This is a genomic window from Vibrio sp. 99K-1, assembly GCF_013114585.1.
Classification (GTDB): Bacteria; Pseudomonadota; Gammaproteobacteria; order Enterobacterales; family Vibrionaceae; genus Vibrio; species Vibrio chagasii_B.
Window position 1 is genome coordinate 113,115 of the sequence record NZ_VTXF01000002.1, and the last position, 15,899, is coordinate 129,013.

General features: G+C 43.5%; 13 protein-coding genes. 7 read left to right on the forward strand and 6 right to left on the reverse strand.

Translation table 11 applies throughout. The features are described from left to right. Positions 1-45: 45 nt before the first annotated feature. Positions 46-1,164 carry a phosphotransferase gene (locus F0228_RS02460; RefSeq protein ID WP_171730990.1) on the reverse strand — a complete coding sequence of 373 codons (1,119 nt, stop codon included), beginning with the start codon at positions 1,162-1,164 and terminating at the stop codon, positions 46-48. A gap of 11 nt (positions 1,165-1,175) precedes the next feature. Continuing rightward, complete coding sequence (locus F0228_RS02465) at positions 1,176-1,460, reverse strand: GNAT family N-acetyltransferase (RefSeq protein WP_171730991.1); 285 nt, start codon at positions 1,458-1,460, stop codon at positions 1,176-1,178. A 271-nt stretch (positions 1,461-1,731) separates the two neighbouring features. Here F0228_RS02465 and F0228_RS02470 point away from each other — a divergent pair, with 271 nt between their 5' ends. Further along, positions 1,732-2,478: a flagellar brake protein gene (locus F0228_RS02470; protein WP_171761846.1), complete on the forward strand. Its 747-nt coding sequence runs from the start codon at positions 1,732-1,734 to the stop codon at positions 2,476-2,478. 102 nt (positions 2,479-2,580) lie between these two features. On the opposite strand, the gene F0228_RS02475 is transcribed toward F0228_RS02470, so the two are convergent. Next, complete coding sequence (locus F0228_RS02475) at positions 2,581-4,941, reverse strand: ATP-binding protein (protein ID WP_008218113.1); 2,361 nt, start codon at positions 4,939-4,941, stop codon at positions 2,581-2,583. A gap of 241 nt (positions 4,942-5,182) precedes the next feature. Between F0228_RS02475 and F0228_RS02480 the strand changes: the two genes are divergently transcribed. After that, entirely contained in the window at positions 5,183-5,677 is a 495-nt protein-coding gene (locus tag F0228_RS02480) for a hypothetical protein (protein ID WP_008218112.1), read from the forward strand. Positions 5,678-5,689: 12 nt separating this feature from the next. After that, positions 5,690-7,318, forward strand: a complete 1,629-nt coding sequence (locus F0228_RS02485) for an ABC transporter ATP-binding protein (protein WP_171761847.1) — start codon at positions 5,690-5,692, stop codon at positions 7,316-7,318. 606 nt (positions 7,319-7,924) lie between these two features. Here the strand turns inward: F0228_RS02485 and F0228_RS02490 are convergent. Further along, positions 7,925-8,986: an alpha/beta hydrolase gene (locus tag F0228_RS02490; RefSeq protein WP_171761848.1), complete on the reverse strand. Its 1,062-nt coding sequence runs from the start codon at positions 8,984-8,986 to the stop codon at positions 7,925-7,927. A 209-nt stretch (positions 8,987-9,195) separates the two neighbouring features. On the opposite strand from F0228_RS02490, the gene F0228_RS02495 reads away from it, so the two are divergent. From F0228_RS02495 to F0228_RS02510, 4 genes are all read left to right on the forward strand, one after another. Then, complete coding sequence (locus F0228_RS02495; RefSeq protein ID WP_171761849.1) at positions 9,196-10,125, forward strand: LysR family transcriptional regulator; 930 nt, start codon at positions 9,196-9,198, stop codon at positions 10,123-10,125. A 10-nt stretch (positions 10,126-10,135) separates the two neighbouring features. Continuing rightward, positions 10,136-11,068: a LysR family transcriptional regulator gene (locus tag F0228_RS02500; protein WP_061032963.1), complete on the forward strand. Its 933-nt coding sequence runs from the start codon at positions 10,136-10,138 to the stop codon at positions 11,066-11,068. A gap of 129 nt (positions 11,069-11,197) precedes the next feature. Beyond that, the gene (locus F0228_RS02505; RefSeq protein WP_061032962.1) at positions 11,198-12,151 is read left to right on the forward strand and encodes a DUF2860 family protein; all 954 of its coding nucleotides are present in this window, start codon (positions 11,198-11,200) and stop codon (positions 12,149-12,151) included. Between the two features lie 91 nt (positions 12,152-12,242). Beyond that, the gene (locus F0228_RS02510; protein WP_061032961.1) at positions 12,243-13,493 is read left to right on the forward strand and encodes an alpha/beta fold hydrolase; all 1,251 of its coding nucleotides are present in this window, start codon (positions 12,243-12,245) and stop codon (positions 13,491-13,493) included. Positions 13,494-13,922: 429 nt separating this feature from the next. On the opposite strand, the gene F0228_RS02515 is transcribed toward F0228_RS02510, so the two are convergent. Further along, a complete protein-coding gene (locus F0228_RS02515) occupies positions 13,923-14,207 on the reverse strand; it encodes a hypothetical protein (RefSeq protein WP_116871045.1) in 285 nt (94 codons plus the stop codon). Positions 14,208-14,840: 633 nt separating this feature from the next. Beyond that, positions 14,841-15,854: a substrate-binding domain-containing protein gene (locus tag F0228_RS02520; RefSeq protein WP_050643642.1), complete on the reverse strand. Its 1,014-nt coding sequence runs from the start codon at positions 15,852-15,854 to the stop codon at positions 14,841-14,843. Positions 15,855-15,899 lie beyond the last annotated feature (45 nt).

Below are 15,899 nucleotides of genomic sequence, written 5' to 3' on the forward strand. Positions count from 1 at the left end.
TCAATGATTGGGCGTTTTTAAATTTGGTTTGCTGACTGAAGAGGCTTACTTAGACATTTCCAACTGCTGAACCACCGCTTGGGTCAGCTGCTCAGTATACGGGTTAATCTTCCAATGCTCTGGACTCCAGCCTTTTACGAAACGTTGGAAATCAGCCCACGCAACATAAAACAGTGGTCGCCATGCGCGTTCGACGTCTTCAAATGAGAGCTGAGGCTGATAGTGTGCAAGCGCCTCTTTTAAGTGTTGAAAATAAGTATCTAACACCTCATTTTCATACTCTTGGCAATCTCGAGGCCTAATCGCGCTGCTCATGAACAAGGCAACGTCTTTCATTGCACAACCATGACCAACGTATTGAAAATCGACTGCAGCCGCGTTTTCACTTTCAGGATCAAAACAGAAGTTCGCGAGCTTAGCATCGCCGTGCACTAAGGTTGGATACGGGCACTCTTTCAATAAACGATCGATACGTTGCGCTTGTCGTTTCAAAGGTAAGTCCGCCAAGGCACTTAGCTCATCAGGCCGTGTGTCTAAATGCCAGTATGTGCCTACTTGCCACAAGGATGCCAACTGAGCTTGACTGACATTGATGTGCTTTGCGTGAAAGTTAGCCAACCATTTTAAGCAAGCATTTCGCTGTTTAACCTCAACAAAGGTATAAGCATGATGCTGCTCGCCTGAGGCTGATTCATCAGAAGCGGCCAGTACATCAAACTGAGAGGTTAATGGGAAACCGCTATCGGCTAAGTCTTGCATCACGATAAGCCATTCGTTGTCAGCTAATTCGCATTGCAAACCCACAGGCACGGGGCAGCGCTCATCCCATTGTTGAGTGAACGATTGATACCACGCTGTCTCTACTTGATAGGAATGCACTTTACGCTGATGAGACAGCTTAGTGTTCCATCCTTTCGGGTGTTCAGTTTTATCGGGCAACGCGACATGTTTAACGATAACGCTGTTGAATCCAGCATCACCACTATCCGGGAAGACTAAGCGTACTAACTCGCCATAGCCGCCCCACAAGCGCTGAATCACGTGAATATCGAACCCTTGATGGCAACCGAGTGACGTGGCTATTTTTTGATAAAGCTCAGGAGATTGCTGACTGGAATTAACATCGGATTCGACAGACTGTTTTGAAGGTATTGATTGAGACATATAACTCGTTGCTACGCCTTATCAGCTAAAAGATGTGACCATTGTGGCTGTCTATTCATGTAATGAACAACATAACTGCATACCGGGATAATTGTGTAACCCGCACGCTCAATTTCAGGGAGTACCGACTCCATCATCACCTTACCAAAACCCTTGCCTTGCAGTTCATCAGGGATTCGAGTTGAGGTGATATGCAATACATCGCCATCCTTTTTATACTTAACTACCGCAAACTGATCTGGTTCTAACTCAACCGTGATCTGGTTCGCATCTTGATCCCATTTAACTGACTGCATTCTCAACTCCTGCAAATAATGGATACGACAAACAATTAAAGTTTGAAGTATGAATTCCTTGTAATAGACTAACGCAAGTGCATATAAAAAAACTAAGTACTTACAATCAAAGAAAATATTATTATAGCGTGTGGTTATAAATAAAATTCGAGCCAATTAAAAGCACTCTATAAATTGCGTTAGTACACCTACTAAATCTAGCACGTAATAACCCCTTGTTAGCAAGTTATCAATATCTAACAGACGCATGTTGGCACATGGAGAACCTATAATGAACGCACCACTGAAGAAGCCTTTGGAGCATAATCAGGCACTGCAAGACCCTCGAAATCGAACCGTCACCACTATTAATAGCACCGATGCGCTGGCTATGATTGAGCATGGCAGTGAGCTGACATTAAATGTATCGACACCTGTTGGCACCAAGTTTCTCGCTACCACCAAATTTATCGGCACTCACAGTGATAACTGTACCCTAATTGAGGTACCGGAAGTCTCTAGTGATGACCTGCGCTTCTTCTTTCAGGAAGGCTTCTGGATGACGGCACGCGCCTACTCTCTGCGAGGAGAAGGGGCTCTGATCCATTTTAGATCTCAGATTCACCACACCATTGGCGAACCCTTTCCTATCATCGTGCTTTCCACGCCAAGTACCATGCAAGTGACACAGCTGCGTAAAGAAACACGCTATGAAGTGAACCTCAGTTCTCGTGTGATCTTTGATGACCAACGAATGAACTGCGAGATCAGAGACCTCTCGAAAAGTGGCTGTCGCTTTGTCACATCGCCAACCTCTCGTCCAATTCAAGTTGCCGACCGAGTCTCTATCGAAATTACGCCCGAGAACTACAATGGTCCGCTGATTCCGCCACTTCGAGGGATTGTGTGTAATCTGCAAAGATCAACGCACTATGCGCGTTATGGTGTCGAATTTGATGATATCGGTAAGGCCAATGCCAAAAACCTGCTCAGTAAGCTGAAGTTCGACGGCACCAAACTTCGTTTGCGTAACGCTTAAGCGCTAGAGATTGTAAGAATCAAAAAAACAGCCATCGATAATATCGATGGCTGTTTCGTTTAAGGTTAACGGTTATTTAGCTAATCTACTTAAAGCATTAAGCTATTTACGCAGTGCGTTGAGTTTAGCCTGAGCGATACCAAAGATAGTATCGATTGGGTAACTGCCCTCATCACTCGGTTCACCAGCAGCTTTACCCGTGAACAGCTCAATCGCCTCTGTCACATGATCAATCGCCCAGATATTGAACTCGCCCTTTTCCACTGCTTTCACGATGTCGCTACGCAGCATCAGGTTATGAACATTAGAGCGCGGGATGATAACCCCTTGCTCATTAGAACGACCTTTGATTTCACATACATCAAAGAAGCCTTCAATCTTCTCGTTCACACCACCAATTGGCTGAGACTCACCGAACTGGTTCATCGAGCCAGTAATCGCAATGTCTTGACGGTTTGGCTGTTTAGAAAATGCAGATACAACGGCACAGAACTCCGCCATACTCGCACTATCGCCATCAACGCCACCATAAGACTGCTCGAAAGTGATGTTAGTAGTAAGCGGGACTTTAGCCGTCTTACCAAACACAGAAGAGAGATATGCCGACAAGATCATCACCCCTTTCGAGTGAATGCTGCCGCCAAGGTCTACGTTTCTTTCAATATCAATCACTTCACCGTCACCATAAGCGGTGGTTGCCGTGATTCGGTTTGGCGCACCAAACATGTGATCCGTTGTGCTCAATACCGACAGCGCATTGACCTGCCCTACAGCTTCACCATCGACATGAATCAGAGTTGTGCCGTTGGTAAAGGTTTCCATTACGCTGTCTTGCAGTCGTCCAACACGCATCTGTTGGTTAGATAACGCTTGGTCGACGTGCGATGCACGAATCAGATTCGATTTCGAACCTCTCGCCACGTAGTTAGATTCACGAAGCAGATTAGCAATGTGTGCTGAGTGCAGTGACAACTTACCTTGGTCACCCGCCTGACGAGAACTGTGTTCAATGATGCGAGCAATCGCCTTGCGGTCACAGTGGAGCATATTGTTGTCATGGACGATGCTCGAAATGAAGCGCGCATAATGCATTTCAGAATCAGCAGTACGCTTCATCTCATCTTCAAAGTCGGCCGTCACACGGAACAGCTCACCAAACTCTGCATCATAATGCTGCAGCAGTTGGTATGTGCGGTAATCACCAAACAAGATGATCTTAACGTCCAGAGGAATAGGTTCTGGGTCGAGCGACACCGCTCCCGTTAACGTCACCTCTTTCTCTAATGAAGTGAAGCTTAACTGACGAGAACGCAGCGCACGCTTCAGGCCTTCCCATACGTAAGGTTGCTCTAGCACTTTTACCGCGTCCATCAACAGCACGCCACCGTTCGCTCGATGTAAGCTACCTGCACGAATCAATGAGAAATCAGTAAATACAGTGCCTTTAAAGGTTGCCGTTTCTACATAACCAAACAGAGAGTGATAGTTCGGATTCTCCTCGACCACAATCGGTAGAGTGTCTTCCTTCTGGCTCACAATCACGTTCACTTTGTAACGACGCGGCATTTTCTTATCCAAAGAAGCCGTCGCAACTTCGGCCTGCTCAGTGCTCTCTTCTAAGAAAATATCAGCGTTATCGACAATGTCTTTACGCAGTGCAGTTAGATACTTTTTAATGTCTGGGTATTGGCTGTAATCCTTCTTCAATTGCTTGATGAAGTGCGTTATCACATCTCGCGCCGTATCATCATTAAGCTTTTGAATCTTTTCAGTATACGTCTCTTCAAGCTCCGTCAGTTCACGAGAAATGGTTCGCAGTCCAACTTCCAGCGCATCGATGGTTTTATCAAACTGATCTTGCTCTTCAGGTGACAGCAGGTCAAAGCTCTCTTCGGTATGAAGCTCGTCGCCGTTCATCGCCACAAATTGGTAATCACCTTGAGTGGTGATCGTCAGGTTCACGCCGTTCTTTTTTGCTTCTTGGCTGATCGCTTCTAACGCTGCTTGTTGCTTGGCTGCTAGCTGATTCTTTAATCGATCAGCACGGCTGAAGTACATCTCATTGTCGAACGCGAGTGGCATCGCTTTGATGAGTTTGCGCATCAGCTTTTCAATATCTTGCTTTAAACTACTGCCCACGCCACGCGGAAGTTTCAATACCTTAGGTGTGCGAATATCTTCGAAATTCGCGATGTAACACCAGTCAAAAAGCTCCTCAACTTCATGAGTGTGTCGGTTGAGATAACGCAAGATCATGGTGCGCTTGCCCAGACCATTGCGTCCTATCGCATAAATGTTGTAACCCTTTTCCTTAATTGACATCGCGAACTCAACGGCTTTTTGCGCACGTTCTTGCCCGACGATTTCGTCAATTGGAGCCAGTTCTTTGGTCGACTTGCATGGTAGCTTTTCGAGTTCTGCTACCTGATACAGTTGTTCTGTATTAAGTCTTTGAATCGCCATCGCCGCCTCCTTAGTCCTTTATTTCTTGGGTGTAGATAAATTCAGTGTAGATGTAATTGCCTATAAATTTAGTGACTTACGCTACATCGCTGTTCAACCGAACAAATAACACACAATTTAATGCAATTTTACGAATAACAAGCTATTTAATTCACCAAACCTAACATCTGAATGATTTTAATTTGCAATTGATAATAAATATCATTAACATTTTAAAATATTATAAATCGAGGATGTGGATATGGAAATTGAACGATGCTGGATGCACTACCTAAAAGCTGAACAGTTAATGGAGCAAGGTCACTGGCCAGAAGCACAGCGCCTTTATGGTGATGTTCTCAATTCTCTTCCTCACCACATTCAAGATGCGGCATACCAAAGCGATATCAAGCCTTGCCAATTTGCCTGTCTACTTGCGGGACTCAGAGATGCAAGCGTGGCTCAATCTGAGATTCTCAACCGTTTAGGGCAACACCAACAAGCCTTTGATACATTGAATCAGTCTTATGCGTTAATGCAATTTATCTCTCTTGAGAGCACAGAGCTGATTCAACGCACCCACGGGTTACTGGAAAAGCAGAGTGAAGATCTACTTAACCACTTAATCGCATTTTGTAGCGCGCAACGCAGTTCGCATTGGATGCTCGAACTAGAACAAATTCAACGTGCTCATCACCATTTTGGGCAACTTAAAACAACGTCAGAAGTTCAATCTTCACCAAACGTCTTAAATTGATAAGGATATATCATGTCGGACCGGGCTCTTCTTAAAGTCAATAACCTCTCCGTTAGCTTCAAAACCAACGATGGAATCGTTGATGCGGTGAAAAAGGTTAACTTTACCCTTAAATCCAGCGAAACCTTGGCCATTGTTGGTGAATCAGGTTCTGGTAAATCTGTCTCTTCTAACGCACTGATGCGTCTACTTCCAGACAACGCCATTATTGATCCGCAGTCTCAAATTGAGTTTGAAGGCGAGTCTGTTCTCGAAAAATCAGAGCGTGAAATGCAGTCGATTCGTGGCGACAGAATCGGCATGATCTTTCAAGAGCCGATGACATCTTTGAACCCATACCTGCGCGTCGGCATTCAAGTGGCAGAAGCCATTATGTGCCACCGTAAAGTGTCAAAGTCTCAAGCCAAACAGCGAGTTATTGAGCTGTTTAATCTTGTGCACTTGCCAATGCCAGAAAAGTCATACACCAAGTACCCTCACGAATTTTCGGGTGGTCAGCTGCAGCGCATCATGATCGCAATGGCGCTGATTAATGAACCGGATATCCTGATTGCGGATGAACCGACAACAGCACTCGATGTAACGGTTCAGGCTGAAGTGCTTTCTCTTATCAAAGAGATCCAAGGCAAGATGGGCATGGCAATTTTGTTCATCACCCATGACTTAGGTGTGGTGAAGCACTTCGCCGATCGCGTGCTAGTGATGTGTAAAGGTGAACTCGTAGAAGAAGGGATGACTCAATCTCTGTTCGATAGTCCTAAACATGACTACACACGAATGCTCATTAACTCGATACCTAAAGGGGTGAAAGATCCGGTAAGCGCCGCAGCGCCAGAGCTTCTGTCTGCTGAAGATATTCGCGTTAAGTTCTTGGTGAAACCGCACTTCATAAAGTCAAAAAATCAATACTTTGAAGCGGTGAAAGGCATCTCTTTGAACCTAAAACAAGGTGAAACTCTCGGTATTGTGGGTGAGTCTGGTTCTGGTAAATCAACCCTTGGACGTGCGTTAATCGGCTTATTGCCAAGCTCAGGTCGTATTGTTTATAAAGGACAAGACGTCAGCTTACTCAACGACAAGCAGCGTCATAACCTGAAAAAAGATGTTCAAATGGTATTCCAAGACCCTTATGGTTCTTTATCGCCACGTATGACGGTTGGGGAGATCATCACCGAAGGCTTAACGGTGCATCAACCTCACTTGTCAAAACAAGAACGTTTAGAAAGAGCTCGTAAAGCACTGATTGAGGTTCGTCTGGAGCCAAACTCAATCAACCGCTACCCGCATGAGTTCTCTGGCGGACAAAGACAACGTATCGCGATTGCTCGTGCGTTGATTCTTGAGCCCTCTTTCATACTATTGGATGAACCAACTTCAGCTCTCGATCGCTCAGTACAACTGACCGTGATTGACCTGCTCAAAGACATCCAAACTAAGCACAACATCGGCTTCCTATTCATCAGCCATGACCTTTCGGTCGTGAAGGCACTTTCAGATCGTGTACTTGTGATGCAGAAAGGTGAAGTGATGGAAGAAGGGTCTGCAGAAGAGATTTTTAATGCGCCGAAAAACGACTACACCAAGAAACTCATCGCAGCGTCATTCGACTTAGAAAATAATTCGGAAAAAAATGCCGCTTAAAGGGAACTAATCAAGATTAACAGCGTCTTATAAGTACATTCTGAATAATCTCCTAATGGATTGAAATCTAGAATGGATATAGCAAAACTGGTTTGGCCGCCAAAAGAGAAATGTCGCATGGATGCGACATTTTTCGTTTCTGGCGTATATGAAAAATCAACTCAGTGATTATGAAGGTTTGCTAAAATTGACGGACTTTAAACAGGGTTAGCTAGTAGTCGGGTCACAGTCGCCGAGCGGCTTCGCTCAACTCGTTTTTGGACAGAAGTTTGTTAGTAATTTTACTCTAATTTGTAATGCTCGAATGGGTAAAGTATGGAATGGGGGGGCGGGTGTAATCCTTCGTTTCCTTTCAATATCTGGAATACTGATTAGACAACCTGATGTGTGAAGGTTGTGATGAGTTAATAATTATCGCCACCCACGATACCACTCGAGAGAAGCACGAGGTGTTGCTTTTAATTCGTTCCCTCTGGTTACGTAATATTGCGGCCTTCATATCTCCCCCCGTTATCCAATATGCCAGCTCTTCAGAACGGATATCATGCCACATTGATGGCATGATTATATTAGAAGGAGTGAATATTAGTTATATTTAACTTAAAGTTACTTCACCAGATATCCATAAAGAAACTCACTCAATGCCTGATAATGTTCATTTGATTCAGGCGTACCAAAAGCGGCGGCGTAATCTCCATGAGACTGACCTTCATAGACATTCAGTTCTGCGGCTACACCTGTTCTTCTAAGTTCACGGTGTACTCGAACGGTATCACTCAATAACAAATCGCGAGTACCAGTAATTAGATATGTTGGCGGAAAGTTGTTAAAGCTACCGTTGATTACAGATACAACCGGATCGCTCGGCTCTATGTCCCCAACATATACGTCAACCATAGCCGAGGCCATTCCGCGCCAAGCTCCTAGGATATGATCGAGTCCTTCGTTAATATAGCGGCTGTCTCCTGCCATTGTCATATCAACACTTGGTGTTCCGACATATAGTGCGCTTGGTATCGGCAATGCTTGCTTATTCAGCTCTTGAGTTACTGCGAGAGTTAGTGAGCCGCCAGCAGACGAGCCTCCCATAACAATTGATTCAGCGGAATGACTTTTTAATAGCTCGTTCCAGACTGTAATGATGTCATTTCGTGCAGCTGGAGCAGGTGCGTCGATCGATTTAGTGTAATCGATAGCAATCACTGGTATTTGCATTTTCGCTGCAATAATAGATGCCTCTGCTGCAGAAGCTAAACCACTATTGAGCATGTAAGCCCCCCCTTGTATTGCCACAAACAGTTTATCTTTTAACTTTGGTGCTACTGTTTTTGGCGTAACCCAATAGACGTCAACACCTGCAATTGAAGCTTTCTCTATGGTGACTTCTAAAGTATGAGCAATAAACTCAGTTCGCTCTATGGCAGCTTTATCTCGTGATTCAACAACAGAACGCCACTCAGACTCAGTTTTAGGTAAGTTTTCTTGCAATGCTTCAACATTAGCTGCCGGAAAGTTTTTCGAAAACTCGTAAAACTCGGGGCTCACAGCCGTCGTTAAAGGTATTGGTTGAGAAGAGAGAGTTAGCGCATTTTTATCTGCGTTCGCCATTACACCTGCACTAAATAAGCTTGCTGCAATATAAGAAAGAATAAGATTTCGTGATTTCATGTTGTCACCTATACAGTTTGATATAAAAGCACTCCTTGCTGCGATGAACGTAATATAAATAAATTAATTGAACTACTGTATGAATTAGAGAAATTCATTTTTGAAAGATAAGCTCTTAATTGAAAGAGAGTAGCAACTCTCATTTTAGTAAAGAAACGAATTGGCTTTGGTGTTTCTCTGCTAATGTTTAGGACAGTAACAACATAAGGATGTGTGCTATTAATATCAAAGAGTTAGATCTAAATCTTCTTCGAATTTTACGTGCTGTAGTTGAAACTCAGAACTCACATGCCGCTGCAGAAAAACTAGGGATATCACAAACCAGTGTTAGCCGAGCAATGGCAAAGCTTAAAGAGAACTTTGGTGAACAGCTATTTATCCGAAAAGCACATGGAGTGGAGCCATCTGAGTTAGCAGTCATGCTAGCTGAAGCTTCTACTCAGATGCTGCATCCCGTTGAAAGAGTAATTGAAGATTATTCTGCCTTTGATCCCAAACAATATTCAGGAAGTGTCAATATATTAGCCAATACCTTCTTGCTAGAGTTCTTTGGACCACGATTGATTCTTGCATTGTATGCTGCTTTCCCTAACGCAACGTTCAACATATCTCAATGGCAAAAAGACTCACTCTATGAGGTATTACAAGGGAATATCGACTATGTGATTCAATTTGACTCCTATGATATGCCACAAGATATGTACTGTCGTAACCTTGCAACAATGGAAAACGTAATTTTAGCGAGAAAAGATCACCCCTCTCTTTCTCAAGGAAGTGAGTGGTGTTCTATCCATAATCTACCGATTGTTCGACTCTATCTTGACGGCATTAATCCTAGAAGAGGAATATTGGAGCGAGTATATGAGCAGCAAGGTTACCAAGCTAACTTTTTGCTGACCACACACAGTGTTAGGACGGTCGTAGAACTGGTTAAAAACAGTGATGCTATCATTTACTCGAGTGATTATGTTCGTCAAATTGCCCCAGAGCTTGCCTGTTACCCGCTCCCCCCGTTATCTCATCAATACAATGTACTCGACATCAATGGCGCTTACCTTCAAACTCGCCGAGGTAGTCCTTTTAGCCAATATTTGCATCAAACTGTCCAAACATTTTTTGATCAGACTTTATCTGCATAGTGAAACTAGTATGAAGAACAAACTGCAAGAGCTTGACTTAAACTTATTGAAACTGCTTAAAACTGTGGTGGAAACACGTAATACTCACGCCGCAGCAGACAAGCTAGGGATTTCACAAACCAGTGTGAGTCGTGGCCTAGCAAAGCTTCGTGATGTGTTTGGTGAACAGCTGTTTATTCGTAAAGCACATGGGGTTGAGCCTTCCGAATTAGCTGAGAAGTTGGCGGAAGCGAGCGACTTGATGTTAAGGCCGTTAATCAAGGTAGTCGAGTCTTACCAGAACTTTGATCCAGTGGAGTTTAATGGCGACGTTAAAATTGCCATGAATATTTTCTTTTTAGAGCTGCACGGAGAAGGTATTTTTAACGTGTTACGTGGTCAATTTCCAAATGCTAACTTCAGCATGGTTTACTGGCAGGAACACTCACTGGCAGAAGTGCTTAACGGTAGCATTGACTACTTAATTCACTTTGAAGGCTACCCGCTACCTCAGGAAATATACAGCCACACTCTAGAAGAAGTTGAGCTTTGTCTAGTAGCGAGAGAAAACCACCCGGTGCTGAGCAAAAGTTCAGAATGGGCATCAATTCACCATCTGCCATTGGCGCGAGTAATTATTGACGGAATAAACTCGAAGCGCTCTCCCGTTGAAGAAGTTTACCTTGCCAAAGGTTTTCAGCCACGAGTTTCCTTGACGACGCATAGTGTTCGCGTTCTAACCAATAAACTAAGCACGTCTGATGCAATTATGTTTGGTAGCCAGTATATGACTTCACTTGATCGGCGCTTGGCCAGCTACCCACTACCAGAGCTGCCTAAGCAAATGAGAAAGATCAGAGTGAGTGGCGGATATTTGCAATCAAAGCGTGGTTACCCACTCAATCAACACCTTCACCAAATCATCCAGTCTTACTTTGATAGTCTTGCACTCCCTGAGGTTTAAGCTAGATATGGCAAAAATGCATTTCTCTAATTCATAGTTAGCATGTATGAATAGGAATATACTTCTTATCAACTTATGGAATAGTCGTTTACGGATAGCCTGACCTAATAATGTTGATGAGAATGACCAATGAATAAGAAAACTCTTTGCCTTTTTGCCTTACTACCTATTTCTTTTAGCTCTGCTCATGCATTTGATACTTCACGCTTCAGTGGTGAGATCTCTTTAAACTCTGGCTTTAGCACTACCAACTCTAACTTTGATACCAATGGTCCAGAGCAAATCAATCATCTTGGTAAAGGTGAAAGTTCAGAGCAAGGGTTTATTGCCCCTCTAGGCAATCTTTACTACGCCCTAAACGAACAAAATAACCAGCGAGTCTACCTAGGTACTTCACGTGATGACTTAGCCGTTGGAACACTCGCCTTTGAACTTGGATATCAATATGACTACAAAAATGGGACTAGACTCGATATCGGCTACCTTCCGACTGTTGTTGCCGATGAGGTATGGAGCAACCCTTATCTAACCGGACAAAATCGAGCGACTACAGACCGAAAAGGTGACGCCTATCGTCTGAAGCTTTCAAATATTTGGAACAGCGGTGTGTCTTTTGATATGGCCTATGCGACGGCAGATATTGAAAATGAAGAAATTACCTCTTCAGCACTTTTGAGAGAGAGTGATACCTACTATATTAAAGGACAATATCGCTCTATGCTGAATGTGAATTCCGGTTATATAACAGCTTTCAGCTACACTAAACACGATGCAACAGGTGAGGCAAATACGTTTGATGCTTACAAAGGTGAGCTAAGCTATTTTTATGTCACACAAAACTACGGCCTCTCATTGACAGGCAGCTACGCATGGAGAGACTTTTCAGCAAACAACCCGATTTTCAATCAAACAAGAAGCGATGATGTATATCGCCTATTTTTGGCTTATGAGTATAAGAATATTCCGAGTTGGGATAACTGGAGTATCACGTCATTTGTTGGTAGTACGATTAACAGTTCCAACATCGACTTTTACACGAGTGACAGTTTACTGATGTCTATCGGTATGAACTACAAATTCTAACTGTGAAAGTTACAGTGTTGTCGAGCCCGCTTATGCAGCGGGCTTCTTGTAATGAATCCATAACAAATCGTTTTCCAGTAGGAGTAATTTGATGACACGGACACTTATTTGGGCACTGGGCCTATTGGTATTTCTCAGTGGCTGTGGTTCGTTAATCACACTTCAGTCAGACTTGCATCAAGCAGATAAGCTCTATCAAGAGTTTTCAATTGTTACTCCCGACTCTGACGAAAATGCTCGCTACCTCGTGCTGCAACTCTCAACAATAGATAAAAGTGGCGTACTGACCGCACACTCGATGTCGAGTAGCAACAAAACTCGCTTCCCTTCATTCTTCAACCTGACTGAATACATTGTCATTTTTGAAGATAGTAATTTAGATTTTATTTATCAAACTAACGAACCAAGCTATCTGTATCAAAAAACGTTGCTCGCTGACGATCAATTCATCCTTACTTCAAAGAATCGGATTTCAGATGGTATTCCCGCATTAGATGGCCTATTGGTTACTCCATATCTAGAATTCGAGGTAAAGCCAGAGCGAATTGGTAGAATTGTTGAATGGAATGACCCTGCGTTTTCCCATGAGGCAAAAGAAATGGGCATGTGGCAGCCTCTACAGTTTGTTGAGAGTGACTATGTGGGGCTATTTTTTCTTGAACCATACCAAGATGATAAAATCCCCGTCCTTTATATTCATGGAATGGGGGGAAGTGGAAGAGATTTTGAACAGATGATCGATGCGCTCGACCGGGACAAGTATCAACCGTGGATCATTAACTACCCCTCAGCCTTCTCGCATACACTGCTTTCACACTCGATCGCAGGCATTATGCGACAGCTACATCAAGAACACGATTATCAACCAATCCATATTGTGGCTCACAGTATGGGAGGCGTGTTAACTCAAAGATATCTGAATGTGTGTAGTGCTAGCAATCGCTGTGAACTCGTGCGCTCATTTACCTCGATAGCGTCTCCTTTTGGTGGGGTTTCTTCTGCGGAAGCAGGGGTCAAATACTCTCCAGTTGTCATGCCCTCGTGGCGAGATTTAACGCCAAATGGAAAAGCGATTCAAAACCTTTTTTCTCCCCAAGCGCAAAAGAATGTTCCCGCTCACTTGTTAATCTTTGCTTATCAAAAAAGTCCAACGACACGAGGAGAAAGTGGAGATGGAACCATATTGTTGAGTAGCCAATTACGAATAGAGTCGGTAAACCAAGCCCACTCACTTTACGGGGTGAATGAGGATCATATAAGTGTACTCCACAGTAGCGATGTGCAGAATAAAACCCTAACTTTCTGGGAGCTAATTGAAGAAGCAGAACTAGCTAATCGTTAGGAAAGTAACCATATGCATTTGGCCCTTACAAATACCCTAAAATATTGCCTTCAAAATAGTCGGTCTACTTTGGCATTAAAAAAAGGGAGTTTATCTACAAAGCATTGCTTATTTTCACATCTTCCGTTGAGGCTGAAGTTAAGGTAATTATCCAGTCCACAACCTATTGCCCCAAATAACGTTTTATCTCTATCTACACACATTGCGGGGCATTTCTGTGTTTCATACCCCATCAGCAAGCCTCTGGACTTAAGTTTTCCTTAGCATCGTTTCTTTAACGGTCACACAGAAGAGTAATTTTCCATCCACGAATGCAACTGCTGAGCTTTATTTAGAGCGATACTAATTTTTCCAATACTGAGTCAAAACTTTGTTCTGCGATTGATATTTCAGGTAATGGTGTTTCTATGTTTACTGATTTTCCCGACTTTATGATTCGATACCCACTACATTCCAAACCTTCAAATTGACTTTGATATCATCAAAGTTGTCTGCTTGACCTAGAAAATGCAACTTGATGACTTTGCCGTAGATCTGGTGAATGATTCGTATTTTTTTATTTATTGGATCGGGAAAGAAATGAATCCAGTCGCGCCCATTAACTCGGGGTTTTGATGGCTCGGGATTAAATTGAGGAAAATGTTCTGAGACATAAGCTAAGTATTTTGGTGCAAATTCTGTTGTTTTGGGGCAAACCGTCGCAAGGTAAACCATTATTTCTTTATATGAAATGGCAGCGTCGTACGGCTCAGCATTTCAAGCGATATATGCCTTTGGGGCAATGATACATGTTCTAACATCTTGCCAAAGACCATCTTCTAGACCTCTGTTCCCCCTAAGCCTGTATCTCCCTCCTTGTTGAGCCTGAGCTGAAGCATCAATCTTGTTTTCAATAAGTATTGCTTGTGAGGATAAGTCATCTGATTGATAGATATAGACTAAGTCTGACTCGCCTAGGTTAGTATCTACGACAGAGTGCCAAGCACCGAGCGTTTTCACTGAGGTTATTTCTTCTCGAACACGACAAACAAACCATTGAGCAAATGAGTCGGAAACATTAAACTCCTCTAGCACTAACAGAACAACATCACGCTCATTAACACTCTAAAATGTATTTAGTTCTTTCATTAGCCATAGCTTTCCTATAGTTGTTATCTGATAAGCGCCCACTTCCCTAGACATTACATAGATAAAAAAAAGTAGGTCAAATCACCTCACTATCATTTGAGAGGTTGAGCGCGGCTGGCAAGGAATAGGGCAGAAGTGTTTTAGCTTACCTGCCCCATGCCCTGCATTAACATCAATACGAATTATCACGGGCGCACCACCTTGATGCTTGTGTTGAAATTAACGATACAAAGACTTAGTCGACTCCCTGACGATTAAATCGATCGGTGGTAATCGCGCTTCATGCCTCTCACCAGATAACAAGTTCAAGATCGACTGAGCACACACCTCGCCAATCTCTTCAATTGGCTGCCTTAATGTTGTTAACGCGGGTGTGAAATACTTTGACGTTGGCAAGTCATCAAACCCAATCACAGACACATCTTCTGGCACTTTGTAACCGTGATCATGGAGCGCCTTAATCGCCCCATAAGCCGTTTGATCATTGGCGGCAAACAGGGCAGAAAAATGAATCTTAGATTCAATTAATTCCACGGTTTTCTCATAGCCAGTTTCACTACTGAAATCCCCTTGCTTGACGAGCTTTGGCATCACCTTAATGCCCGCTTCTTGAAGCGCTTTCTTATAGCCTTCAAAACGATTACCTGCGTCTGGCTGGCTTGAAAGCCCTTTGATATGAGCAATATTCACATGCCCCTGTTGGAGCAAGTGGAGGGTTGCCATGTAACCACCCAACACATTATCAATGTTAATTGAGCGAACATTATCTGCAACCATGTCATAGCCTACCGCAACCACCGGAATGTCTTGCGCATACTTCGCGATGTCTTCTTTGGTAATGCTGCCTGTCACAATGATCATGCCATCGACATTGCTCTTAGCCAGATACTCTAAAGCGTGTATCTCGAGCTTTTTTTGCCAATGCCCGGTTGCTATCACTAACGAATAGCCTTGAGCTATCAGGGTTTTCTCCATGTCGTTGAGGATACGACTGGTATAAGGGCTATCAGGATGTTGCACCAATACACCTATAGTGAGTGAACGGCGATTAATGTTTTCCTGCATCTGAAAATTGGGCTTGTAGCCGGTGTCTTTGATCGCCTGTTCGATATTCTGGCTTTTATCATCCGACACATAGGTTGTTCGATTAAGAAAACGAGAAACCGTGCTTGGCGAAACGCCAGCTAGCCTCGCTACATCGTATACGGTGGTTTTTTTAGTTTTAGTGCGCATCTCGATACCCTAATCCAGTGACATTTGGGGAGCCCTAGAGCTCCC